This window comes from Streptomyces sp. NPDC008313, from assembly GCF_042956125.1.
Taxonomy (GTDB): Bacteria; Actinomycetota; Actinomycetes; order Streptomycetales; family Streptomycetaceae; genus Streptomyces.
Genome location: NZ_JBIBFR010000035.1, coordinates 1 through 24,855 on the forward strand (window position 1 = coordinate 1; position 24,855 = coordinate 24,855).

A 24,855-nucleotide genomic window follows, 5' to 3' on the forward strand; every position below is an offset into this window, starting at 1 on the left:
TGGGAGACGAGGTGGGAGACGGTGTCGCGGACCATCTCCAGGTTCTCGTCGAGGGTGGTGCGCAGGGCGAGCTCGACGTGCCGGTCGTGCGACTTCGCGACCAGGGTGATCACCGGTGCACCGGAGTCGAGCAGTGCTCTGACCTGCAGGTCCTCAGCAGCGGTGCCGCCGGGGCGACGAGTGGCGCCGAGGGCGACCAACTGGGCGTGCTGGAACTCGACCTCCTGCTGGGCGCGGGCGAAGAACTCGGTGTCCCGCGGGTTCGCGCCGGGCCGGCCGCCTTCGACGAAGCCCACGCCGAGCTCGTCCAGGTGCCGTGCGATGGCCAGCTTGTCCGTGACGGTGAGGTTGATGCCCTCACGCCGGGCACCGTCGTGGAGTGTCGTGTCGAAGACGTGGAAGGAGTCGTGAACCATGTCCGTGTTCCTGTCTGCCGGGCCTGTGGGCCGAGGGGATGAGCAGGTTTCTGGGGTGGCGGAAAGCAAAAAGACCCCTCGCGGAGCGCGAGAGGTCTGCGTGCGGGCGGTGAGCCGCCGGGAGGGGTCTCCTCCCGGTCATCTCGTTGCCGGCACGCCGCCGCTGATAATGAGTCGGCACAGCACACGGGAATTCTGGCACGCCGGGCTCGTGGCCGGACCAGTGATCTCACTATATGGAACGTGCCGACCTGCCCCGGAGGATTCACGGGGTCAGGCGCCTCTGCCGAGCGGGGTCGAGCGACGGTGGTGAGCGATTCGCGCACGTCGCGGCCATGACTCAATCCCTACATGGAATCGAGCCTCCACCTGACCCGGGGCGGTTCACTCGCCGTCTGGAACGCCGCGGACACCGCCAACGCCTTCTACTCCCGCATCGACGTCAACATCGGCGACGAGCGGGCGACTGCGTCGCGGCGCTCGGGAACTTCCAGGCCGTCTACACCGGCGGCGCCTCCCGTGGTCGGCCGCACCTGGCGTGCCAAGGCAGCGGGTGACGGGCGAGGAGCCCGGCACCACCGGCGCCTGGGACGACCTCGGAGCCTGCTGAACCACCGCTCCGCCCAGTTACGACCGGCGGGAGGTGGAATGGGAAATCATGACTCCGCGCGGCGTTTCAGCGCCTGATTGAAGGCTTCGAACCCCGTGTCGCCTCCACGCGGCCCTTCCTTGGAAAGCCGGGCCAGCAGCCCGCTGAAGGCCTCCCGGTGAGTCAGCCTTGTCCCACCGCCGGGCAAGTCCGCGAGCACGAATTCGTGGACACCGGTGAAGATCGCATGGGGCAACCAGGCTGCGCCAGGAATCACGGCTGCCCACGCCAGCCTGACACCCGGCGTCGCCTCAAGGACGGGTACGTCCAGGACGTAAGGCTTCCGGTCGGGCGGCCCGATGACGAGCCGCAGCCGGTTGCCGACTTCGGCACGTCCGTCGAGCTCCTGGATGTACGTCGTCCACATCGGATAGCGCGGAAAGTCGGTGAGCACATCCCACACTCGTTGCGGGCTCGCTCCCATGTCCACAACTGTTTCGATCGTTCGCATGCCAAGCAACGTAACCTGTCTTTGCACCAGGTACAAATATGAAGTCAGTTCAAATTCCTACTGGACGGCGGCTATGCTGGCGGCGTGAACACCGAAGCCGACCACTCGCGCGAGGTCGGGTTGCGTGCCAGTAAGAAGGCACTGACCTGGCGGACGATCCGCGCGACAGCCCTGGCCATGTTCGAGGAGCGCGGGTTCGACGCCGTCACCGTCGACGAGATCGCCGCCGCGGCCAACGTCGCGCGTGGGACCTTTTTCAACTACTTCGAAAGCAAGGAAGCGGTCGTCGTCACCTACGGTGCGCACGAGGCCGAGGCTCAGCGCCGTCTGATGGAGCAACGGCCGGCGAACGAGCCGCTGTGGGAGTCGTTGGTGGCGATCATCCTCGGCTACCTCGACGAGTTCGAACCGCAGATCGTCGTGCACCTGCGTCTCAAGGCCGGCTCACCCACCCTGACACGGTCGGCTCGTCCGATGACCCAACGGCTGGTGGCCGACCTGCGCACCTGGGCGCTCGCGCGCCATTCCCACCTGTCCGAGCCGGAGATCATGCTCTTGATCAACGTCGCGGTGACCACCCTCGGGACCGGTGTCCACTACTGGAACACCGACCGACCCGCCGCGGACAGGATCGCCGCGGTGCACACGATGCTGGACCACGTCGGCACCGGCCTGGCGGCTTCCCGCAGCATCGCCCGAGGCGTGTGAAGGGTGGTGCCGTCTACTTCCCGCTTGAGGTCTCCGCAGCGCTTCTATGAGCTCATGGCCGCGACACGCGCTGGGGCGGGAAGGGTAGTCGAAGCCGCTGACACCGGTTCCGTCCGACTTCAGTCGCTTCAGTCGCTGTTCTGGTATCCAAGACACATCTGACCTGCGGTATCTCCGAAGCCTGAAGCAGCGACCGAAGATTTCTCGGTCGCTCCCCTTCTGGTCTGAGTCGCTGCGCGGTGCCGTGCCGACGTCGACCTGTCCGAGCGCTACCCGGCGTCGATCCGCACCGAGGGCCGTGGATCGCCGGAACTCCACGCGACGCTCAGAAACCCGACTTGCCCGGTCGTGTCACCACCGCGAGGGCGTCGACCGTCCCGCCGCGCTCGAAGCGCAGCGTGAAGCGGACCAGGTCACCCGGGCGCCAGCCGGATTGGGCGCGCAGCGTCACGTCCACCCCGTGGGGTGACATCGACAGCCTGGTACCGGCGGGGACTTCCGTCGAGTCCAATGTTGTTTTGGTGGCGGCCCCGCGGCCCGCCTCGGTGTGGCGGCTGATCTCGGCCTGCCTGCCCGTGTAGGTCACCGCGACCAGCCGGTCGTCCGCCTCACCGGAGTTGGAAACGTCGAAGTACGCGGAGGTCTCCCTCGTATCACCGAACGGCAGCAGAACACGGCCGTACGACACGTTGATCCGGGACGCCGGGCGGCCCGCGCCGCCCGTGCCGACCCACGCGGTCAGCCCGCCCAGGGCCACGCCGCATGCGACGACGGGTGCGAGCGCGGCCAGCGCGGTGTCGGCCAGCCGACGGCGGTCGATCCGCCAGAGAGAACCGGTCATCGCACACGCCTCCGTGAAGCTGATGGCTGCCAGGCGCGCAGCCGCAGACTGTTGCCGACCACCAGCAGGGAGCTCACGGACATCGTCGCGGCGGCCACCATGGGGTTCAGCAGCCCGACCATGGCGAGCGGCACCGTCACGACGTTGTAGCCGAACGCCCAGACGAGGTTGAGGCGGATCGTGCCCAGGGTGCGCCGTGCGAGCTCCACCGAGTCCGCGAGGGCGTCGATGTTGCCGCGGGCGAGCGTCACGTCGGCGGCGGTGATGGCCACATCGGTGCCACTGCCCATGGCGATGCCCAGGTCGGCGCCGGCGAGTGCCGCGGCGTCGTTCACGCCGTCTCCGACGACGGCGACCCGGTAGCCCTGCTCCCGTAGATCTTCGACGAGACGCGCCTTGTCCTCGGGACTGCGGCGGGCGTGCACGTCGTCGATGCCGAGGGCGTCCGCCACCGCCCGTGCGGGCGCCTCGCGGTCACCGGTGGCGAGCACCGGGCGTACACCGAGACGCCGGAGCCGGTCCACGGCCCGGTAGCTGCCGGGCCGTACGACGTCCCCCACCTCGATCAGGGCCTGGTCCACGCCGTCCACGCGTACCAGCACCGGGGTGCGGGCCGCGGTCTCGGCCGCCGTCAGCGCGTCGGCCAGCGGGCGCGGCAGGTCGTCGCCGGGCGCCAGGACCTCCACCCGGATGCCCTCCACCCGGCCGGACACTCCCCGCCCGGTCAGGGCACGGAAGTCATGCACCTCGGGCAGGCGCTGTTCCGTCGGCTCCCGGCGGGCGTACGCGGCGATCGCCCGGCCCAGCGGATGCTCCGAGCCCTGCTCGACCGCGCCGGCCAGGCGCAGCACCGCGGCTTCGTCGGGTCCGTCGGGGACCGTCGTCACCCGGGCCACGCTCATGTGCCCGGAGGTGAGGGTACCGGTCTTGTCCAGCACGACCGCGTCGAGATGCTGGAGGCCTTCCAGGGCCTGCGGGCCCCTGACGAGGACACCGATCTGGGCACCGCGGCCGGTGGCGGCCATGAGCGCGGTGGGCGTGGCCAGGCCGAGGGCACAGGGGCAGGCCACGACCAGGACGGCGACGCACGCGGTGACGGCCGGCTGGGCGTCGGCCCCGGCGCCGAGCCAGAAACCCAGCGTGGTCACGGCCAGGGCCATCACCACCGGGACGAAGAACCCGGCGACGGTGTCGGCCAGGCGCTGGGCCTTCGCCTTGCCTGCCTGGGCGTCGGTCACCAGCTGCGCGATCCGGGCGAGCTGGGTGTCGGCGCCGACCGCGGTGGCCCGTACGAGCAGCAGCCCGCCGGCGTTGACGGCGCCGCCGACCACGGCCGAGCCCGGTGCCACCTCGACCGGCTCGCTCTCGCCGGTGACCAGGGACAGATCCACGGCGGAACTGCCTTGTACGACCTCGCCGTCGGTGGCGACCCGTTCACCGGGTCGCACCATGAAGACCTGACCGACCGTCAGGTCCTCGATGCGGATCGGGCGTTCGACACCGTTCTCGTGAAGCGAGACCTCCTTCGCCGTCAGCTGCGCCAGCGACCGGAGCGCCGCACCGGTCCCGTGTCTGGCCCGCGCCTCCAGGAAGCGCCCGGCCAGCACGAACAACGGGACGCTCACCGTCGCCTCGAGATAGATCGCCGGGATGTCCGTGGAGGCTCCGGGGACGAGGGAGAAGGCCATCTCCATGCCCGGCTCCCCGGCACCGCCCAGGAACAGGGCGTACGTCGACCACGAGAAGGAGGCGATCACGCCCAGCGACACCAGGGTGTCCATGGTCGCCGACGAGTGCCTCATCCCGCGCAGAGCCCGCACGTGGAACGGCCACGCGCTCCAGAAGACGACCGGAGCGGTGAGTGTGAAGCACAGCCACTGCCAGTTGCGGAACTGCAGGGCGGGCACCATGGAGACCACGAGGACGGGCACGGCCAGCAGCGCGGTGACCAGGAGCCGGTCGCGGTCCTGCCGAGGGGCCTCGGCCCCGTCGGTGCCTGTGCTCCCCTCGCCGTCGCCCTCGCTGTGCGGCGCGCGGGGCGGTCGCGGCAGCTCGGCGGTGTAACCCGCCTTGACCACGGCCGCGATGAGTTCCTCGGCGCCGACGTCCGGCGGGTGCTCGACACGGGCACGGCCGGTCGCCAGGTTGACGCTCGCCGTAACCCCTTCCAGCTTGCCGAGCTTCTTCTCCACGCGGTTCACACAGGCCGCGCAGGTCATGCCGCCGACGGCCAGGTCGGTGGTCAGGGTTTCGGAGGTCACTGATTCGGCGTCCATCGCTGTCCCCCTCAGCCCATTCCGCCCATGTCGGTGTCCTGCACCTGCCCACCGCCGCCCGGCGGTGTGCCCCCGGTGCTGGTGCCGGACATGCCCGGCGACACCGGACCGGCGGCCGAGCCGACGCCGTAGGAGACGGCGAAGATCAGGACCAGCATGAGAAGGAAGCCGTACAGGATCGGCGGGGGCCCTGCCGTTCGTTCCAGCGCGCCCCCCGAGAGGGGCTTCTGGCGGGGGTCGGTCATCACGGGTTCTCCTGGTCGCGCTCGTACGGCGTCGAGTGTGATCAGCCGTATCGTGTGAGGAGTCGGTGTGTGTGAGGCGTGAGTTCCCACGGGACGAGTGGCGCGGGCGTTCCCGCTCCCTGCGACGACGTGTTGGTCACGCGGGGTATACGCGGCTCCCGGCGCCGGCGTTGAAAGAGCCGAGGGCGATGGGAACGACGGCTGTCCACCGGAACTCAGGTGCCGCAGGGGCTGACGTGGACGGGAGCTGTGTCCCGCTCGCAGTGCCCCACGGTCGTCTCGGCCGCGCCCTCGGCAGGGGTGGCGGGACGGTCCGCCCGCAGGCGCCGGCTCTCTCAGCGGATCCGGGGCAGTCCGGTGCTGACCGCGCTACGGGGCGTCTGGGGCCCGCCCGGTGCCGTAGCCGGCTGGGACGCCCTCGTAGAAGAGACGTCGAGACCGCCGGGCCGGCAGCGGGGCCGGTCTATCCTGAGGTGACCAGGACGGTGCCCCTGCGCTCGAACTCCAGATAGCGTTCGGTCCTCGCTGCCGCCTCGGAGCCGAACTCGCGCTCCATCAGACGCAGGGCCCCGTCGACGCCCGCGCTGACACCACCCGCGCAGACCAGGTTGCCGTCGTCGGTGACGCGTGCGTCGCGCACGTCCGCTCCCTGGTCCCTCAGATACTGCTTGGCGCCGGTGTGCGTGGTGCACGGCCGGTTCCTGATCACGCCTGCCTCATGAAGCAGGACCACTCCGGTGCACAGTCCGTACAGGGTCAGCCGTTCGTCCGCCGCCGCCTCGCGCAGCAGGCGGGGAAGGCGCCCGTCCTTGAGCTCCGCCCAGATGCCGGGACCGTTGCGGAGGCGGTAGCCACCGCCGGGCACCACGATCACATCGGCTTCCGCGGCATCGAACGCGTCCGGCACCTCGATCCGTGTGCCGAAGCGGGCGGAGACCGGTCCGGGAGGGCCGCTCGTGACGAGCCGGTGGGTGACCGGGAAGCCCATGGCGGCCGTCGCGCCGAAGACCTGGAGGGGCCCGAACACATCCAGCTCCTCCACCCCGTCGAAGACGACGACGTGGACACGTAGCGGATGAGGCCTCTGTTCCTGCGGTGGGGAGACGGCCATCGCCGCCGCGGGTGCGGTGGCGGCACCGGTGGCGGCCAGGGCCGCACCGGACGACAGGGCGTCCCTGCGGTTCGCTTCGGGCATGCCGGTGACTCTCTTCGTTGATGGCTTCGTGCGCTGGGCGTCCAGGTAGTCGTGCGGGGAGGGCGCTTGGTTCCGCTCATGTGGCACGGATGAGCCGGCCAGGCAGTACTCACCGACTGCATGCCGTCGGGCCTGATCATCGAGAGGGCCGCCGACGACACCGGAAAGCGGGAAGCGCCGCGCAGCGTCGCCCGGCCGCCGCGCCTGCACCACGGTACGGGCGGGCGGAACCCTCCGGGACGCCGGCCGGCCGGCAACGAAGCTATGGAGGGTGAGGTCCGAGCGCAGCGCCCGGGACGCCGGCCCCATCAGCACGGGAAGGAACATCGCGACACCGGACCACTCGTGCACGATGGTCACCAGCCTGCCACGGCCGACGAGTTCGGCCGGGGGGCCCACGTACAGGCATGCGGCGGTGACGACGCACACCCCGGCGAGGGCCGCGGTCGTGTGAGGGACCCGGCGCACCGCGGCCGTGAACCTGAGAAGCCGGGGGCTATGACCGCGGGGGTTGTCGCGGGCGGCCGCCGGGGTCCGGGGGCGAGGTCACGGAGTGAGAAGTGCTCATACCCTGACTACGCACCGCCGCCGGACTGTGTGGAAAGCCCGTCGGGTCCGGTGATACCGAGCGGTGGGGGAGGGGCGGGAAGGCACGCCCGGTGTGCCCTCGCTGTAGTGGCCCGTTCGATGGAGTGCCGCCCGCACCCGCCGCACGTGCAGGCCGCAGGGCGCGAGGAGCACCGGGCGCTCGTCCGGAACAGCGGACGCCATGACAGGTGAGGTCGTGCGGCCGGATGGGCCCCGCCATGGACCGGGGCGGTCTCCGGACAGCCCTTAGGTCCTGTCCGGCGGATCATGCCGCAGACGCGGGGTGTGGCACGCACATCTGCGGCGTTGTCGTCGGTTGCCGACGCTCCGCGTCGACGCCTTCCTCCGCCTTGCGGCCGCACGCACCACACCCCGCTCACCGGCGTCGACCAGCCGCCGTCGGCCTCCTGCGACTCGATCCGCCGGACAGGACCTAATCGGCGTGAGCGACGGCGGTGACCGGGGAGGTGCGCGATGCCCGGAGTGCCGGCAGCATCCCTGCTCCGGCGGTCAGCACGATGAGACCGGTGAAGACCACCGCGAGCTGCCCGACGGGCACCCTGAACGGGGCGCTCACCTCAGCGACACGCACCACCAGCCAGGCATACGGCAGTCCGAGGGCGAGACCGAGGACACCGCCCAGCACTCCATGAAGCGCGCACTCCAGGGTGACCGTGCGGTGCACGGCCGAAGCGCCGAGCCCGAGGGCCCGCAACAGGCCGAACTCACGCCTGCGTTCGACCACGGTGAGACTCGCCGTGGTCGCGACTCCGGCGACGGCGACGACGACGGTCAGCCCCAGCAGCAGGATCACTGTCGTGGCCACCGTCCGCAGGTCGTCCGAACCGTCCTCCGGCCCGCCCAGGCCTTCGGCTGTGATCCGGCCGCCGCCCTCGGGGCCGTCCACCACATCGGCGAAGGCGCGTTGCGCGCGCGCCCGCCCCTGGGCGCCGCCCTCTGCCGCGTTGGCGATGACCTCGGTCGGGGCGGCATCCACTCCCATACGGGTGAGGTCCCCGGTGGTCATGAGAACCTGCGCCCCGTAGGGCCCGGCTCCCGGCAGCGTCGCCGCGACGGTGAAGTCGACGGAGTGTCCCTCGATCGTGAGAGTCACCCGGTCGCCCGCCCGTACATCGAGGGAGTAGGCGTAGTCGGCGTCGACGACGACCCGGGAAGGCCCCAGCCGGTCGAGTGATCCCGTACGGGCGGTCAGTGCTCCACCGGAGCGTACGGCGCCGGGGCCGAGGTCGGCGACTGTGACGGTGTCACGGCCTCTGCCTCTGGAGGACTCCGCCGTCCGGAAGGCGGTCACACCGGTCAGCTCGGGGCGCGACTTCAGGGCCGTGACCAGCCCGGGGGGCAGCGGTTCGCCTTCTCTGTCGGTCAACGAGAAGTCGGCCGCCGCCGAGACCGCCCGCTGATATCGGTCGTAGGCGTTCAACGAGGAGAGGCAGACCAGGGTGGTGCCGATCAGACAGACGCCCAGGGCCACGACGACCGAGACGGCGGCCGCCCGGGCCGGCGCGCCCCCGACCCCCGCGACCGCGAGACGGCCGACCGCGCCGAGACGGCGCAACGGCACGGAGACGGCCGACAGAACGGGACGGACCAGGTACGGACCGAGGGTGACCAGGGACAGGAAGGCCAGTCCGCCCGAGAACGCCACCACGATCAGGGCGGCGAACCGGTCGTAGTCACCGTCCCCCGGCTCCGGCAGACCGGTGTACTGGCGCCGGGCCAGGGCCACGGCCGCGGCGGCACACAGCAGCCCTGTCAGGACCCGGCCGGTTCTGACGGCCGGCCGGCCGTCACCGGACGCGGCGATCCTCAGGGCGTGCAGGGGAGAGACCCGCGACGCGGTCAGGGACGGCGCCAGCACAGCAAGGACCGCCAGCAGACCGGTGCCGAGAACGGTCAGGGCGGCAGGTTGCCAGGGGAAAGAGGCGGAACCGGACACATGGTGTCCGAATCGTGCGGCCACCGTGGGAACGAGTCGGCCGCAGCTCCAGGCCGCCAGGACCCCGGCCGTGCCGGCGAGCAGACCGACCGCCGCTCCCTCGGCGACGAGAGCGGTGGCCAGCTGCCGCGAGGTCGCCCCGATGGCGCGCAGCAGCGCCAGTTGGCGTACGCGGCGGGCGAAGACGATGCGGAAGGTGGAGGTGGCGACGAGAACGGCCGCGCCGATGGCGACGGGAAGAAAGACCGAGACCAGGTCCAGCAGATCACGGGCCTCCGCGACCGCCTCACGGGCCTCTTGTTCCCGCACCTCGTCCGCCGGCCGCACCTCCGCTCCGGGCACCGCCCGCCGGATCTGCTCCGCGACATCCGGGAAGGCACTGCCGGAGTCGGTACGGACATCGACCCGGACGTAGCCCGGCAGGCTCAGGATGCGGACGAGTTGGGGTCCGGTGGTGTATGCCGTCGGCTGTCCGGCGTCGGTGGTCGTGCCGCGCACGACGCCGCTGACCTCGACCGTCACCGGCCGGGTGCGCTCGGCGTCGCGGGGATCGGGGACCAGCAGGGTGAGCGGGGTCCCCGGTGCGAGCCCGTAGTTCCGGGCCGCCTCCTCGTTGACGGCGAGCCGTCGGCGACCGTCGGGGTAGGAGCCCTTGACCAGGCGGACCGTCGACAGCGGACCCTTGCCCGGGTCGGCGGAAAGACGCACGTAGCGCTCGACGGCGCTGCCGCCCAGCGGGGCACCGTCGTCGACCCGGGCGACCGCCTCGGCGACCGACGGCAGCTTCCGGATCGCGTGGAGCCCGGCGTCGTCGATACCGTTCTCGGATTTCGACGTGACCACCAGTGATACCGCGTCGGGCGTTCCGCGGAACCGTTCGACGACGGTCGCGGAGAGGATCTGCTGGGCCATGACGGCTCCGAAGACGGCGAAAGCCGCGATCAGCAGGGAGATGCCGGTCGCCATGGATCTTCCGGGCCGACGGAGCAGCTCGGTGACCTGGGACCCCATGACAGTGGCGCGCCACGGGGTCCTCATGGACGGCTCCCGTCCGGGAGGCGTCCGGCGGTGGGAGCCGCGTCCGGGCTGGAGAGGTCCACGACGGAGCCGTCCGCGAGTGTCAGCACCTGGTCCGCGTAGCGCGCGGCGGCCGTGTCGTGGGTGACCATCACGACCGACTGGCCGAGGTCGTCGACGGACCGCCGCAGGAACGACAGAACCTCGGCGCCGGCCCGGGAGTCGAGGTTGCCGGTGGGTTCGTCGGCGAACACCACGGCAGGGCGGGCCACCAGCGCCCGTGCCACAGCCACCCGCTGTTGCTGTCCGCCGGACAGTTCGGCCGGACGGTGTGACAACCGGTCCGCGAGTCCGAGGACTTCGACGAGATGATCGACCAACTCCCGGTCCGGACGCCCACCGGCCATGGTGACGGGCAGAACGATGTTCTCCAGGGCGGTCAGTTGGGGAAGCAGGTTGAAGGACTGGAAAACGAAGCCGATGCGATCCCGGCGCAACCGGGTCAGTGCCCGGTCGGACAGCCCCGTGATCTCCACTCCGTCCAGGACGATGCTGCCCGAGGTGACGGTGTCGAGCCCAGCCATGCAGTGCATCAGGGTCGACTTGCCCGATCCGGACGGGCCGACGACGGCGGTGAACCGAGCGCGTGGGATGCCGGCGGACACCCCGTCCAGTGCCCGGACCTCGGTCGTGCCCCGGCCGTAGGTCTTGACCACGGCGGAGGCGGTGATGACGTCGTCCCCGTGCCCGCGTGCGGGGGAGGTGAGGGAGGCGGGCGGCTCGGCGGAGGCCTCGGTGTGCGCGTTCATGGGCGGTGGTCCTCGCGTTCGGGTGTCAGGAGCCGAGCGGTCGCATGTCAACGGTGACACCGGACTGCGCACAGTGTTCTCGTGCCTTGTCCTGATACTCATGTACGTCCTTGGCGGACGGTGCGTCGGGGGATTTCCGGGCGGTCAGGAGCGCCCACTCCTCGTACTGGGCGACTCTGAAGCTGAGGTACCCGTCCTTCATCTCACGACGGCGCTCGGTGGCGGTCTTCCGCACCCAGGTCTTGGCGTCGGCCGCGGGACCCGAAGCGATCTTCCGTGCCTCGGTGGCGATGCGTTGAGCCAGCCGGCAGTCCGCGGCAGAGGCCTGGCTGGGACGGCCCCGCTCGTTCCACCAATAGCTCGCACCCGCGACCAGTCCTGTGGCGAGGGCTGCCACTATCGCGCCGACGATGATCCGGTTCCGCCTGCGAGCCGTCGGAGCGGGCGAGGTATCCATCTTGTCCTCCCTGAAGTTCTCGGCCGCCGGACGGCGACAGTGAGAATCCTGAGGTGTGGAGCACTCCCGCACATCGGCCACCGACCCGAATTCCAACGTCGGGGACCTGCCCCGTCAGTCGGGACATCACCTCCGCCCCTGGGGGCAGCACCGGTGCCGCATCTGCACCTCACGGAGTAGGCCGGCCACATCACGGACATGCGGAGGCCGGCGGTGCCCCGCCCCGGTCGTCGATGACATCCCGGGCGCGGACCTTCGCATCACGTACACCCGCTGCTCCCACATCCGTCTGCGGAGGCAACCCATAGGTCCGGCTCCACCTCGATGTCCGAGGAAGCGTCCGAGTTGGGACGGACCACCACAACGGACGCGCCCTGGAGCAGGGTTGAGGAGAGATCCTTGCTACGTGGCCGGAAAGCATGGGTCACCGTGATAGCGGTACTGACGGTGACAGGGGTGGCGCCGACGGGGGCGCGCGCAGCCCCGGCGACGCCGGACACACCCAGCTCCACAACGGCGCCCGACGCGGGGGGAGACGCTGCTCCGCACGGCGGCACACCCCCTGACCACGACCGCGGGCACTCACCCGCGCACGGCAGAACACACTCCCGCTCGGTCTGAGCCCAGCAGTTCCCCACCCCGGATGGACACGCAGCTGCCCTGAAGCTTGTAGCCGTCGGTCGATCAGGGCGCGTTGCCGGCTGGTGGCCGAGGCGGGCTCGCGACGTCGCAGCGGAGTACCAGCAGGTGCCGGTCTCAGGAGGAGGGGCGGACGAGTCCCGACTCGAAGGCGAAGACAACGGCCTGTGCCCGGTCGCGGAGGTGCAGTTTCGCCATCAGGTTGCCCAAGTGCGACTTCACGGTGGCCTGCGCCACATGCAGGTCGGCCGCGATCTCCGCGTTGGACAGTCCGCGTGCGATCAGGGCGAGGACGTCCCGTTCGCGGGCGGTGAGGACGCTCAGCCGTTCCCTCTGCGCTGTTGAGGGACCCTGTTGGCGGGCGACCCGGTCGAGCAGCAGCCGGGTGACGCGCGGGGCCACGACCGACTCACCGGCGGCCACGGTGCGGATGGCGCCCACGACGTCTGCCGCGGGAGCGTTCTTCAGCAGGAAGCCACTGGCCCCCGCCCGCAGTGCCGCGAACGCGTCGTCGTCGTTGTCGAAGGTGGTCAACACCAGGACTCGAGGCGGATCGTCCAGCAGCATGAGCTGTTCCGTGGCCTGGATCCCGTCCATGACCGGCATACGGATGTCCATGATGACCACGTCCGCCCGGGCCTTCGGCAACAGATCCAGGGCGTCCGCCCCGTTCTCCGCCTCACCCACGACCTCGATGTCGTTCTGGGCGGCCAACACCATGGAGAACCCGGCTCTGATCAGGGGCTGGTCGTCAACGACGACCACCCGGATCGGCCCGCTTGTCTGTGTCATCGCTCTTCCTTGTCGGGATTCGAGTACATACCTGCCAACCACGGCCGAGCCGGGGACCGGCCGTGAAGCTGCCGCCGGCGAGTTCGACGCGCTCCCGCATGCCCACAAGTCCGTTTCCCCCGGAGCGCGAGTGGCCGCCTGCGCCCCCTCCGCCGACGGCGAGTCTGCCCGATCCGTCATCCACCACCGTGATCAGGAGTGTGTCCCGGTCCTCCCTCAGCCGGATCTCGACCTCCGCGTCGGGACCGGCATGGCGCAACACGTTGGTGAGACACTCCTGGACGATCCGGAAGGCGGTCATCTGTTCCGCCGCCGTCAGACGCTCTTCGCCGACCTCGACGGACAGGTTCACCGACAGTCCGGCCGCCCGGGCGCGTTCGACGGCCGTGTGGATCTCGTCGAGAGTGATGATCCGCCGTCCGGAGCCTGTGCTCGTGGAGTTCTGGTCACCGCCGCGCAGCACCCGGACGATGCGGTGCATGTCCTCGATCGCGTCCCGCCCCGTCGAGGCGATCGCGTCCAGCGCGGCCGCGGCAGTCTCGGGCGACGTGCGCAGCGCGTACCCGGCGCCGTCGGCCTGGAGGATCATCACGGCCAGGCTGTGCGCCACGACGTCGTGCAGTTCACGGGCGATCTCCGCCCGCTCCTCGGCCGCGGCGATCCGGATCAGATGCTCACGCTCCCGCTCTGCCTGTCCGGCGCGGGCTACCTGGCTCTCGGCGTACAGCCGCCGTGCGTGCAGGGAATACGCCATCAGCCAGACGGCGATCGTCAGCCCCCAGAGGAACAGCACATCCTCGGCGGATGACAGGAACGGGTCGATGCCGGTGCCGGGCAACCCCACCAGTCCGGTCGCCGAGGCCGACAACACCGCGACACCCGCCGCGTACGGCATCCAGACGGTGCGCGCATGGTGGACGACCGACATCATCGCGAACAGCACGGCCACGTCGTACGCGGCGGGCGCCGAGGCCAGATCGAGCAGATCATGAAGAGCGAACTGGGCCGCGACGAGGGCCAGGACGACCACGAGCACCGTGCCGGGCAGCCGGCGCCTTGCCAGCAGACACAGGGCCATCAGCCCTCCCATGCCCAGGTCGGCGAAGGCGTTGTACCTGCTTGCCGCCACCACGACCACCAGCGCGAGCGCCACGTCGCACACCACGCCCATGGTGTGCCGGCGTCGGCCGGTCAGGAGCAGCGCCCCCGCCGGCGCCCCGAGCTTCGCAGGGCCGTCGGCCGACCGGCCGCCTCGTTCCTCCGCCGGTGCCAGAGCCGAGGAGTTCCCGTTGTACTGTCCGACCGTCCGTGCGCCGGGCGTCTTCATGCTTGTCAAGGTAACAGCGCCGTACGACAGCGCACGCGCCCCGAGGTCCCGTCCGCAGTCGGGCGGGCAAGCGGCCGGCGTATCGGTGCAAGGAGAAGCAGAGTGATGGTGGAGGCAGAGGACATGACAGACGCAGAAGGAACACAGGCCCGTGGCAAGGTCATCGCCATCACCGGCGCGAGCAGCGGCATAGGCCGGGCCACCGCGCTCGCCCTGGCGGAGCGCGGTGCGGCGGTCGTCCTCGGTGCCCGGCGCAGCGAACGCGTCGAGCAACTCGCCGCAGAGATCAGGGAACGCGGTGGCCGCGCCGTCGGCGTGCCGACCGATGTGCGGCGGCGCGAGGACCTCGTCCGCCTCCTCGACACGGCGGTCACCGAATTCGGCCGACTCGACGTGCTGGTCAACAACGCCGGCATCGGGCCGATCTCACCGCTGGAGGACCTGCGCGTCGACGAGTGGGACGACATGATCGACGTCAATCTGCGTGGAGTCCTGCACGGCATCGCTGCCGCGCTGCCCATCTTCCGCAGGCAGGAGGCCGGGCACCTCGTCACGGTGGCATCGACCGCCGCATATCGCACCGTCCCAGGACAGGCGGTGTACTCCGCGACGAAGACGGCCGTGCGCACGATCTGCGAAGGACTGCGGCAGGAGGTCGGTGACCTGCGCGTCACCATCGTCTCCCCGGGCTTCGTCCACACCGACTTCGTCAACGCGGTCACCGATCCCGACGCCCGGGCCGAGCTCCTGGCCCGCCGCGATGCCATGGCACTGGATCCCACTGCGATCGCCGACGCCATCGCGTACGCCGTCGCCCAGCCGGTCCAGGTCGACGTCAACGAGATCGTGGTACGGCCCACCGAGCAGCGGTGACGGGCGCGCCCTACTGGTGACGACCTGGGCGGCAATGACTTCGGCACCCTGTTCCCAGAGGCATAGGAGTGAGCAAGGGTGCCCCGGCGCCGAGTGACGTGGATCACTGGAACTCCCCCTGGACCGCGGAGAGAACAGGGTGTGAGGGACTCAGACCACGACGTACGGCGCCGCGTGCGTGACGGCGACCGCGAGGCGTTCGCCCAGCTGTACGAGGAGTTCGCCGGCCGCGTGTACAACCATGCACTGCGCCTGACAGGCGACTGGTCGGCGGCCGAGGACATCATGTCCGAGACGTTTCTGACCGCGTGGCGCAACCGCGCTCAGGTGCGGGAGGACGGCGGAACCCTGTTGCCGTGGCTGCTGGGCGTCGCCACTCACAAGGCGGACAACGCCCGGCGCGGCGTGCGCCGACGGCAGGCGTTCCTCGCGCGTCAGCCCCGGCCCGGCCATGTGGAGGACTTCGCGCCCCGGACGGTCGGACGCATCGACGATGTGCGGCGGCTGCGGGCCGTCCAGGCGTCCCTGAGCCGGCTGCGGCGCCACGAGAGGGAGGTGCTCGCCCTCTGCGTGTGGTCCGGTCTGGACTACCGGCAGACGGCTCAGGCCCTGGGCATTTCCGTCGGCACCGTGCGGTCCCGCCTCTCCCGCGCTCGTAAGAAACTCGCCCGGCTCTCCGAGGAGAACACGGAACCGCCCACCACTCGCGGAGAGGTAACAAGTACGGCCGCGTTCGCGGCCGTGCCCGCGCGGAAGGAACTCACATGAACGGCAGGCCGAACTCCGCTTCCTCCGAGCCGTCGGACGAGCGGGCCGCACTCGCCCGTCTGCTGCCCGCCCCGCCCGACTGGGACCTTCCGCGTGAGCAGTACCTCCATCACAAGGACCTCCTGATGCGACACATCGACCGTGACCAGGCCGGCACTCCCGCACGGCAGCCCCGCCGACGGCTGCGCCCCGCCCTTCTCGCGCCGTTGACGGCGCTGGCCCTGGCCGCCGTGGTGACCGGGGGGATCGCCCTGAACGACGGCGACCGCACGCCGGCCACCGGCGCGTCCTCGGGTACGGCCGCGGACATGCAGCCCGTGTCCGCCCTCCTCCAGCAGATCTCCGACGCCGCGGGAAAGCGTGACGCCCTCACTGTGCGGGACGACCAGTTCTCGTACGTGAAGGAGAAGGTCCGCGAGGCCGATCTGTCCAGCGGGAAGGCTGTCGTCAGCCCGCTGCACGACTACGAACTGTGGCTCTCCCAGAACCCCGAGCCTGTCAAGACGCAGGGCGTGATCCGGACCGACGGCGAGACCACGCGCCTCAACGCCGAGCTCGGCGACCCGGCCGGTACACCGGCCGGGTTCAGCCGGCCCACCTATGAGTGGCTCAGCTCCCTGCCGACGGACCCCGACAAGCTGCTCGACCACCTCTACGCCAAGACCCCGCAGGTCGACGACAGGGAACGGGACCAGGCCGTCTTCGAGCAGATCGGGGACCTCCTCGACCGTGCGATGCCACCGCGTACGGCCGCCGCCCTCTACCGGGCGGCGGCGAAGATCCCCGGCGTCACCGAGGCCCCGCAGGCGAAGGACGCCCTCGGCCGCCAGGGCCTGGGCATCGCCCGGAGCGACAAGAAGAACGGCGTCGTCACCGAGTGGGTCTTCGACAAGGAGGACCTCGCCTACCTCGGCCACTCCACCCGTCTGACCAAGGACACGCCCTACGGCAAGGCCGGAACGCTCCTGGACAGCTCAGCCCTCCTCAAGAGCACCATCGTCGACAAAGCAGGGCAACTCCCCGGCAGCGAGAAGGCCTGACCTCTCGGGCAGGGCGTCCCCTTCAGTGCGCTCCGGACGTGTGGCGAGCCCCTTCTTGTTGTCGCCTCTTGGAGCGGATCGGCGGTGCTGCCGCGGATCTGGCTGACGGTGCTGGTAGGTGGTGCGCTCCGTATGGGCTTCCGTCCGTGGCCCGGGGTGGTGCGCTGCCCCGCGCGCGGGGCGGGTGGGGTGCCTTCCGCGCTCGCGGTACGCGGGCGTGGCGGTGGTGACACTCATGCGCCCCGACGACGGTGCGGCCTCGGCCGTACCGTCGCCGCTCGCCGCGCTCGTGCCCTTGAGGCGCGGTAGGGGGTCGCGTTGCCCCTGGCGGGTTTCCCGCGTCCCGCCGCGAGGCCGGTGATGCGAGGGCGTTGACGCTGTGCGGGTTCATCCCTCCAGCAGTCGCTGGCCCACGTACTCGCCGTCCGCCGAACCGCCCGGGACCGCGTACAGGCCGCTTGCCTCGTGCCGGATGTACCGCGACAGCGCGTCACCGCGGTCCAGATGGCGCTGCACCGGTATGAAGCCGCGCACAGGGTCCGCCTGCCAGCAGACGAACAGCATGCCCGCGTCCGGCGCGCCGCGCCGGTCGTAGCCGTCGTGGTAGGAGAACAGACGGCGCAGGATGGTCGCGCCCTGGTTGTAGTCGGGCCGGCTGACCCGGGCGTGTGCGTTGATGGGGACGACGAGGTTTCCGTCGGCGTCCGTCTTCTCCAGCTCCATCGCGGTGGTCTCGGTGCCTCCGCTCAGGGGCGCCCCGTCGGCCTTGCGCCGCCCGATGACCTTCTCCTGCTCTCCGTGTGACAGCTTTTCCCAGTCGTCGAGCAGCATGCGGATGCGGCGAACGACGACGTAGGAGCCGTTCGCCATCCAGGCCGGATTCCCGTCGGAGGGGACGAAGACGCTCTTCTCGAAGTCCTCCTCGTCCGGGTGCGGGTTGCGGGTGCCGTCGATCTGGCCCATCAGGTTGCGGGCCGTCACGGGATGGGCCGTGGCGCCCGGAGAACGGTTGAACCCGCTCATCTGCCAGCGCACCCTGGCGGAGGAACCCGTCTTTCTCTGCAGGACGCGCATCGCGTTGAAGGCGACCAACGCGTCGTTCGCACCGATCTGCACCCACAGGTCGCCGTTGCTGCGGGCCTTGTCGAGCCGGTCGGAGGAGAAGGCGGGCAGCGGGTCGAGCGCGCGGGGCCGTTGACTTCGCAGCCCCGTCCGGTCGAAGAAGGAGTGACCGAAGCCGAAAGTGACCGTCAGTGCGGAAGGGCCCGCGTCCCGGGCCACGTCGATGCCCCCGTCGTCTGCAGGTTCACCCGCCATGAGCCGCGCGGCCGTCGCCGACCACCGGCGCATCAGCGCGATGGCCTCCCTGCGGCCGGCTCCGGCTGCAAGGTCGAAGGCGACGAGATGGCCATGTGACTGGAGTTCACCGGTGATGCCGGACTGATGTGTTCCATGGAAGGGTGACCGGTCGGAGCCGAGCGAGGTGAGCGGTGTGCCTTTCGCGGGCGCGGCCGCGGCGTGTCCGGCCACCCCGCCCGCGGCGCCGAGGAGCATGCCGGTGGCGCCGGCCGTGCCGAGCAGCCGACGGCGGGACACACCCGAGGCGTCCTTCACACGGACTGGAAGGGACGGACGTCCGGAGCCGCTGTCGGGGTCCGCGGGCAGGGGCTGTTCGGGCATGGCGAGGGCCAACCAATCTGCGTGTCGGCGGCCTGCCTGGCGACGACGGGCAGCCGAGTGCGCATGAGACGACGTTCACGGGGGATACGCCCCTGGATCGCGCAGTGTTGAATCCACGAGGGCAAGCCGTCCTGAACGTGACGCTCACACCCTTGGCGTCCTTCGCGTGAGAGGCCTTCCCACAGCCGCGGTGTCCTTACCCGGACGCCGCGGTGCCGCAGCCGGCTGCCAGTTCGTCGGCCGCAATCCGGCGGTGAGGGCGACGACGGCGTCGCGCGGACGGCGTTCATCACGGGAACTTCCCTTCCGATGAGGCCCTGTTCTCGTATGGCTACCGCCAGGTGGCGTGCAGCGCTGAGTAACCACTTGGGGCTGTGGTCGCGCTGTTGGAGGGCGGCGAAGTCGGCGTGTGCGGTCTCGACGGCCTCTGGGTACGCCCGGGGCTTCACCGAGAAGGTCTTGTCCCGGGGGATGCGCTTGGCTGCGAGTGTGTCGAGCTGTGTCCGGAGTTCCTGGGTGAGGGCCGAGCAGCGGGCATGGCCGATAGGGATGTCGGCGCTCGGGGTGTCCGGGCCGACGGGCGCGGGCGCCGGGGTTCCGGGCCTCCACGTGGAGCCGCTCACGAGGTAGGGCCGGCCCGGGACCGGTTGTCACGCCGGGGCTGCGGCTGCCTCGTCCTGCGGGGTACGCGGGCCGGGCACCGCGGCCCGGACGGAGGGTCCAGATCGAGGCGGCTGTTCACGTCCAGCTCGAACCGGCCGTACGGATTCACGCTCGTACGGGATGTGCTCGACACGGTCCTTGTCGTTCACCGCCGCCGCCCGCCACTGCTCGGGCACCACTCCCGCGAGCGGCACGCTCTCCGCCGGATCGAAGAACGCGCCCTCCTTCAGCGGCTGTCCCAGGTAGCGCTGGAGCAGATCGATCGCGTCCATCACCGGCCGGTAGGCGGTGTTGTCGCACTTCAGCTTCAGCGCCGACCCCGGTGAGGTGACGCAGGAGGGAGCGGAAGGTGTTCGGGTGGACGCACCACCGGATGGTGTGGGCCGGCCCCGAGCGCAAGGGCGCGTGGCGGTGGCAGGGGAGTGGATGACGAGACCGCCGGCCGCGGTGCCCCGCGTCCCGCCGTGGGCTGTGCCCCGGCAAGCCCGCAAGCCGGGTCTGCTCAGCAGCCCGCGACGGTGAGCCACTCCCTGAGCGTCGCGAGGGCCCGGGTGCGCAGTTCGGGTGCTGCCGCGAGTGCCGACCGGCGCAGTTGCGCCGGATGGATGTTCGCCGCGACCAAGGCCTCGGCGTGTCCGACGAGCCACCTCTCGATGTCCTCCGCGGGGGTCTCCAGATGGAACTGCAGGGCCAACACCTGGGTGCCGAGGGCGAAGGCCTGATGCGGGCAGTCCGGCGTGCCCGCCAGGACCCGTGCGTTCTCGGGGATACCGAACATGTCGTTGTGCCAGTGCAGGACCGGCACTCCCGTCAGGTGGCGCAGAGGGGACGCTGTCCCGTCCGGGGTGAGCTTCACCGGGGCATAGCCGACCTCCCGTGCCGCGCCGCGAGTGACCTGCGCGCCCAGTGCACGCGCCAGCAACTGCGCTCCGAGGCAGATGCCCAGTGTCGGCGACCCGTCGGCCAGCCGAGCGCGCAGCGCGAGGAGTTCGTCGGCCAGGAACGGATAGCGGTCGGCGTCACCGGCGCCCACCGGGCCTCCGAGTACCACCACCAGGTCGGCGGCACGGATCAGCTCGGTGTCGACCGGTTGAGTGGCGACATCCAGGTAGCGCGTCAGGTAGCCGCGCTCCTCGAGCACCGGTTCGAGGAGACCGAGGTCCTCGAAATCGAGATGGCGGACAGCCAGAGCGGTCCGGCTCGGTGAGGTGTCCGTGGTGTCAGTGGTGTCCGTGGTGTCAGTGGGCATCCGACCTCCTCGCGGGTTGCCGGCGCGTCACGTCCGCAGATAGGACGCGCCGTTGAGATCGACGACGGTTCCTGAGGCCCAGGCCGCCGCAGGAGACGCCAGGAAGTGGACCGTGGCGGCGATCTCAGCCGGCGTGCCGACTCTGCCGAACGGGCTCTCTCCCCGTAGCCGGTCACCTTCCGGTCCGGACAGTCGCGCGGCCTGGCGCTCTGTGGCCACGAAACCGGGCGCGACCGAGGTGACGGCGATGTCGTGCGGAGCCAGTGCCACGGACAGGGACTGGCCGAGGGCGTGCAGCGCCGCTTTGGTCGCCCCGTAGGCCGGGAAGTCCGGTTCCCCACGGAACGCACCGCGTGAGCCGACGTTCACTATCGCCCCGCCCGCGCGACGGTCGATGAGGTGCCGGGCGACGGACCAGCTCAGGTCTGCCGCGCCGAGCAGGTTGACCTGGACCATGCGCTGCCAGATCCGCTGCCAGTCGGCCAACGAGGTGTCGGAGATCCGGTGCCGTGTATCTGCCGTGGGCCCGACGGCCGCGTTGTTCACCAGCACATCCACCACACCCAGCGCGGCCACCGCATCAGCCGTCAGCCGCTCAGCCGCGCCGGGGTCGCCCAGGTCCGCCCGAAGCAGGGCGTGTCCCTCGCCCGGCATCTGCCGCAGGGTCTCCTCGGCGTCCGAACGGCGGCCGACGTACTGCAGGGCGACGCGGTCACCACCCCCGGCGAAGGCCAGTGCGACGGCCCGGCCGATACCACGCGAACCGCCTGTCACGAGGACGCCCCTCATCGGGCGAACACCATGGATTCGTCGCGGAAGGACTTGAACTCCAAGGCGTTGCCGGCCGGGTCCCGGAAGAACATGGTCCACTGCTCACCGGGTTCGCCGGGGAAACGGAGGTGGGGCTCGATGTCGCAGGGCACTGCGGCGACGCGCAGCCGCTCGGCGAACTCGTGGAAGCGCCGCTCGTCCAGCAGCAGACCGAAGTGCGGGACGGGCACGGCGTGGTTCTCGACCAGGCTGGAGCCTGCCGGCTGCGGAGCGTTCGGTACCAGATGAGTCACCAACTGATGCCCCTCGAGGTCCCAGTCCACCCAGTGGTCGGTGCTTCGGCCCTCGGGCAGGCCGAGCACATCGCCGTAGAAGTGACGGGCTGCGGCCAGGTCGTCCACGGGGACGGCCAGGTGCATGGCGGGTCGGTGGGTCATGGTGCGCCTCCTGGGCTCGCTACCGGAGCAGCATGCGCGGCTGACTGCTCGATGTCAACATCGATACATTTGGACACTTGGCATCGGGCATGGCTCGATGTCAACATCGGGCCATGTCATCCCCACTGCCGAAGGCCCCTCGTCGCGGGCTGGCCGACGAAGCCGCCGATCTCGTGCGAGCGGCCATCTTCTCCGGGCACTTCCCTCCCGGGGCCGCCCTGCGAGAGGTGGAGCTGGCCGCACGCCTCGACGTGAGCCGGGGTTCGGTCCGAGAGGGCCTGGCACAACTGGAACGGGAGGGCCTGGTCCGCGGCGGCTGGCACCGGGGCACCACAGTCATCGACGTGACGGCAGCGGACGTCGAGGAGGTCTACACGCTGCGAGCAGCGCTGGACCGGTTGGCCGCCACCACCGCGCGGCGTACGGCCTCGCCCGAGGACCTCTCCCGGCTGGACCAGACCGTCGTCGATATGGCCGCCGAGATCGACGGAAGCGCCGACGCCCACCGCCTGGTCGCCCTGGACATCGCCTTCCACGACCAGATCTACACCGCCGCGGGCAACGTCAGACTGACGACCGCGTGGCGGACCATCCGCTCACAACTGCATCTCTTCCAGTTGCGCCGTGCGGACGCGGGATACGACCACTACCGCGCACGCGTGGTCGACGAGCACCGGGAACTGGCCGCGCTGCTGCGCTCCGGCGACCCCCGCACCCTGGCCCGCCTGGCCGAGGAGCACGTGGACTCCGCCCGGCGCAGCCTGCTGGCCGCGCTGCCGGACTGAGCCGGAAGCGAGGCCAGCGCACCCGAACCGCCGGACTCCGGCGCGGCTTTGCTCGGCGACGCCGTCGGCCGCACCGCCGCCCTCGCCCTGGACGAGGCCGGCATACACGCGCACGATGGACACGCCGAGGAGTGAGGGCAGGAACACGAGGCCGGTCGTCCTCGGCCCTCGTCCTCGGTCCGTGCCCGGGGAGGCATTGACCGTTCGTGACCCGCGTCGCTACATTGCCCAGGCATGACAACGTTGTCCAGGAGGCATTGATGAGTCATCAGGAGAACGATGCCGCACCACGAGACGGCCGGCGGCCGGTGCCCACGCAGGGCGACGGGATGACCCGCCGCGGCCTCATCCGCCGGTCGGGGATGACCGGCGTCTCCGCCGTCGGCCTGTCGCTGCTGCCGGGCACGGCGCACGGCACGACGGCCGCATCCGGCGAAGGGAGCCGGGCAGTCGGCGTCGAGGACAGACCCTCGCGTCCGACGACCGTTCCGGACGAGGTCATGCAGGAGGTGTACGAGGAGGTCAAGACCCCCTACCGGTACGGTCCCGTGCTCACCACACCCGCGGATGCCGAACTGGTGGACTCTCCCAGCGTCTTCCGTCATCGCGACCGCTGGTACATGGTGCACCTGGTGTATCGCGAGGACGGCTACGAGACCCGGCTCGCGTCGAGTCCAGACCTGCTCGACTGGACGCCCGAGGGAACCGTTCTCCCCTTCCGGCCGGGTGCCTGGGACCAGAAGCAAGCCGCCGGATACATCGCGCTGCAGGACCCCGAGTGGGGCGGCTCGGCGCGGCTGCAGACGTTCGAGGGCCGGTTCTGGATGAGCTATCTCGGCGGTGCCGACCCCGGTTACGAGGGCGGACCGCTGTCCATCGGTATCGCCTCCACCCGTACCCCGCACCTGCCCGAGCCCTGGACCCGCCGGGACGCGGCGGTCCTGGGACCCGACGATCGCGACACGCGTTACTGGGAACGCTCGAAACTGTTCAAGAGCAATGTCATCCGTGATCCGCTGGCCCGCCTGGGGGCGCGGTTCGTCATGTACTACAACGCCACGGGCGCCGGGGGATACGGCAACGAGACGATCGGCATGGCGGTCTCCGACGACATGGTCCACTGGCGCCGCCACGGTGAGGCCCCGGTCCTCACGCCGTACGAGTGGCACGGCATCGCCCTGTGCGGCGACCCGCAGGTCGTGCGCATGGGCGACCTGTGGGTGATGTTCTTCTGGAACACCATCGACTACACGTCCAACGGCCGGTTCGACTCGTTCGCCTGCTCTTACGACCTGGTGAACTGGACGCCGTGGCGAGGGCCGAAGCTCACCAGCTCCACCCGGCCCTGGGAGGCCAATCAGGCGACGAAGCCCTGGGTCGTCAAGCACGACGGTGTCGTCTTCCACTTCTACAACGCCCAGTCCACGAGCGGCGCACAGACCATCGGGCTTGCCACGTCGAAGGATCTGCGCGACGAGTCGCCCGGCCCGATCGCCGTGTCGGCGTCCCACACATGGATGTACGACTCGCCGCAGGCCGTCGTCGACGGCGTCGTCGCCGACCATCCGCGCTGGACCGCCTACAACTCGCCCAACACCGTCGACTGGCTGCAACTGGACTTCGACGCACCGCGCCGCTGCGCGGGGCTGACCGTCCACCTCTACGACGACGGCGGGGGAGTGCAGCCGCCTCGGCAGATGTTCGTCGAGCATGTGAGGGAAGGCCGCTTCGAACAGGTCACCGGCGCCCGCTGGGACCCCGCGGGCCCTCGCGCCGGTGCCAACACGGTCACCTTCTCACCGGTGCGTACCTCGTCCCTGCGCCTGCACTTCGTCCATCGTGAGGGCGGCTACCAGCGACCGGGCAAGGGCACGTACTCGGGCGCCACCGAGATCCGGCTCGCTCCGTGACGGCAGGCCCGGGTCACCAGCGCTGAACCCGTTCCCAGACGACGAGGGCCCGGCCGCACCGACGGCGAAGGGGCCCGCGGCGCCGCATGGCTGCCGCCGGGTACCCTTGAGTGCCCGCCGCTCCAGGGCGTCGCCCGACTGTGCGACGAGTCCTCAGCAGGCCCCGATGACATGGACGAGATCGGCGATCGCCCGCCGATGCCCCTGGCGCGGATCGAACCGCTGCTCCCCGGCCGCACACCGGTGGCGCGATCACCGTAGGGTGACCGACGGGACCGCCGGTGGAGCGCTCACAGGACCCTGCGATGCCGG

The 24,855-nt window shown here is 70.6% G+C and carries 21 protein-coding genes and 1 pseudogene; 6 read left to right on the top strand and 16 right to left on the bottom strand.

Annotated elements, in window-relative coordinates:
* Nucleotides 1–416 (bottom strand): annotated as a pseudogene (locus tag ACFY93_RS32140) (citramalate synthase); the annotation flags it as partial.
* Between the two features lie 656 nt (nucleotides 417–1,072).
* Nucleotides 1,073–1,516 carry an SRPBCC family protein gene (locus ACFY93_RS32145; RefSeq protein WP_391365436.1) on the bottom strand — a complete coding sequence of 148 codons (444 nt, stop codon included), beginning with the start codon at nucleotides 1,514–1,516 and terminating at the stop codon, nucleotides 1,073–1,075.
* A gap of 84 nt (nucleotides 1,517–1,600) precedes the next feature.
* On the opposite strand from ACFY93_RS32145, the gene ACFY93_RS32150 reads away from it, so the two are divergent.
* Complete coding sequence (locus ACFY93_RS32150) at nucleotides 1,601–2,224, top strand: TetR family transcriptional regulator (RefSeq protein WP_391365437.1); 624 nt, start codon at nucleotides 1,601–1,603, stop codon at nucleotides 2,222–2,224.
* A gap of 325 nt (nucleotides 2,225–2,549) precedes the next feature.
* Here the strand turns inward: ACFY93_RS32150 and ACFY93_RS32155 are convergent, their stop codons facing one another.
* From ACFY93_RS32155 to ACFY93_RS32195, 9 genes are all read right to left on the bottom strand, one after another.
* Nucleotides 2,550–3,065, bottom strand: coding sequence for a copper chaperone PCu(A)C (locus ACFY93_RS32155; RefSeq protein WP_391365438.1), 516 nt, complete (start codon nucleotides 3,063–3,065; stop codon nucleotides 2,550–2,552).
* Nucleotides 3,062–5,341 (bottom strand): heavy metal translocating P-type ATPase, encoded by a 2,280-nt coding sequence (locus ACFY93_RS32160; protein WP_391365439.1) that lies wholly within the window; start codon nucleotides 5,339–5,341, stop codon nucleotides 3,062–3,064. Before ACFY93_RS32160 ends, ACFY93_RS32155 begins: the two co-directional genes overlap by 4 nt.
* 11 nt (nucleotides 5,342–5,352) lie before the next feature.
* The gene (locus ACFY93_RS32165) at nucleotides 5,353–5,586 is read right to left on the bottom strand and encodes a hypothetical protein (protein WP_391365440.1); all 234 of its coding nucleotides are present in this window, start codon (nucleotides 5,584–5,586) and stop codon (nucleotides 5,353–5,355) included.
* A gap of 463 nt (nucleotides 5,587–6,049) precedes the next feature.
* Nucleotides 6,050–6,781 (bottom strand): DJ-1/PfpI family protein, encoded by a 732-nt coding sequence (locus ACFY93_RS32170; RefSeq protein WP_391365441.1) that lies wholly within the window; start codon nucleotides 6,779–6,781, stop codon nucleotides 6,050–6,052.
* A gap of 1,021 nt (nucleotides 6,782–7,802) precedes the next feature.
* Nucleotides 7,803–10,292 carry an FtsX-like permease family protein gene (locus tag ACFY93_RS32175; protein WP_391365442.1) on the bottom strand — a complete coding sequence of 830 codons (2,490 nt, stop codon included), beginning with the start codon at nucleotides 10,290–10,292 and terminating at the stop codon, nucleotides 7,803–7,805.
* A gap of 68 nt (nucleotides 10,293–10,360) precedes the next feature.
* On the bottom strand, nucleotides 10,361–11,152 hold the full coding sequence (locus ACFY93_RS32180) for an ATP-binding cassette domain-containing protein (RefSeq protein WP_391365443.1): 792 nt from the start codon (nucleotides 11,150–11,152) through the stop codon (nucleotides 10,361–10,363).
* A 25-nt stretch (nucleotides 11,153–11,177) separates the two neighbouring features.
* On the bottom strand, nucleotides 11,178–11,609 hold the full coding sequence (locus ACFY93_RS32185) for a hypothetical protein (protein WP_391365444.1): 432 nt from the start codon (nucleotides 11,607–11,609) through the stop codon (nucleotides 11,178–11,180).
* Between the two features lie 756 nt (nucleotides 11,610–12,365).
* Nucleotides 12,366–13,040: a response regulator gene (locus tag ACFY93_RS32190; RefSeq protein ID WP_391365445.1), complete on the bottom strand. Its 675-nt coding sequence runs from the start codon at nucleotides 13,038–13,040 to the stop codon at nucleotides 12,366–12,368.
* The gene (locus ACFY93_RS32195) at nucleotides 13,000–14,367 is read right to left on the bottom strand and encodes a histidine kinase (protein ID WP_391365446.1); all 1,368 of its coding nucleotides are present in this window, start codon (nucleotides 14,365–14,367) and stop codon (nucleotides 13,000–13,002) included. Before ACFY93_RS32195 ends, ACFY93_RS32190 begins: the two co-directional genes overlap by 41 nt.
* A gap of 123 nt (nucleotides 14,368–14,490) precedes the next feature.
* On the opposite strand from ACFY93_RS32195, the gene ACFY93_RS32200 reads away from it, so the two are divergent.
* From ACFY93_RS32200 to ACFY93_RS32210, 3 genes are all read left to right on the top strand, one after another.
* The gene (locus ACFY93_RS32200; RefSeq protein WP_391365447.1) at nucleotides 14,491–15,240 is read left to right on the top strand and encodes an SDR family NAD(P)-dependent oxidoreductase; all 750 of its coding nucleotides are present in this window, start codon (nucleotides 14,491–14,493) and stop codon (nucleotides 15,238–15,240) included.
* A 141-nt stretch (nucleotides 15,241–15,381) separates the two neighbouring features.
* A complete protein-coding gene (locus ACFY93_RS32205; protein WP_391365448.1) occupies nucleotides 15,382–16,008 on the top strand; it encodes a sigma-70 family RNA polymerase sigma factor in 627 nt (208 codons plus the stop codon).
* Nucleotides 16,005–17,048, top strand: coding sequence for a CU044_5270 family protein (locus ACFY93_RS32210; protein WP_391365449.1), 1,044 nt, complete (start codon nucleotides 16,005–16,007; stop codon nucleotides 17,046–17,048). Before ACFY93_RS32205 ends, ACFY93_RS32210 begins: the two co-directional genes overlap by 4 nt.
* 387 nt (nucleotides 17,049–17,435) lie before the next feature.
* Here ACFY93_RS32210 and efeB read toward each other — a convergent pair whose 3' ends face one another.
* From efeB to ACFY93_RS32235, 5 genes are all read right to left on the bottom strand, one after another.
* Complete coding sequence (efeB, locus tag ACFY93_RS32215; protein ID WP_391365450.1) at nucleotides 17,436–18,728, bottom strand: iron uptake transporter deferrochelatase/peroxidase subunit; 1,293 nt, start codon at nucleotides 18,726–18,728, stop codon at nucleotides 17,436–17,438.
* 650 nt (nucleotides 18,729–19,378) lie between these two features.
* Entirely contained in the window at nucleotides 19,379–19,663 is a 285-nt protein-coding gene (locus tag ACFY93_RS32220; protein ID WP_391365451.1) for a hypothetical protein, read from the bottom strand.
* Between the two features lie 230 nt (nucleotides 19,664–19,893).
* Nucleotides 19,894–20,640: a glutamine amidotransferase gene (locus tag ACFY93_RS32225; protein WP_391365452.1), complete on the bottom strand. Its 747-nt coding sequence runs from the start codon at nucleotides 20,638–20,640 to the stop codon at nucleotides 19,894–19,896.
* A 27-nt stretch (nucleotides 20,641–20,667) separates the two neighbouring features.
* Entirely contained in the window at nucleotides 20,668–21,429 is a 762-nt protein-coding gene (locus ACFY93_RS32230) for an SDR family oxidoreductase (protein WP_391365453.1), read from the bottom strand.
* Nucleotides 21,426–21,848 (bottom strand): VOC family protein, encoded by a 423-nt coding sequence (locus tag ACFY93_RS32235; RefSeq protein WP_391365454.1) that lies wholly within the window; start codon nucleotides 21,846–21,848, stop codon nucleotides 21,426–21,428. Before ACFY93_RS32235 ends, ACFY93_RS32230 begins: the two co-directional genes overlap by 4 nt.
* A gap of 113 nt (nucleotides 21,849–21,961) precedes the next feature.
* Between ACFY93_RS32235 and ACFY93_RS32240 the strand changes: the two genes are divergently transcribed.
* Nucleotides 21,962–22,633: an FCD domain-containing protein gene (locus ACFY93_RS32240; RefSeq protein WP_391365455.1), complete on the top strand. Its 672-nt coding sequence runs from the start codon at nucleotides 21,962–21,964 to the stop codon at nucleotides 22,631–22,633.
* A gap of 260 nt (nucleotides 22,634–22,893) precedes the next feature.
* Nucleotides 22,894–24,543 (top strand): discoidin domain-containing protein, encoded by a 1,650-nt coding sequence (locus ACFY93_RS32245; protein WP_391365456.1) that lies wholly within the window; start codon nucleotides 22,894–22,896, stop codon nucleotides 24,541–24,543.
* Nucleotides 24,544–24,855 lie beyond the last annotated feature (312 nt).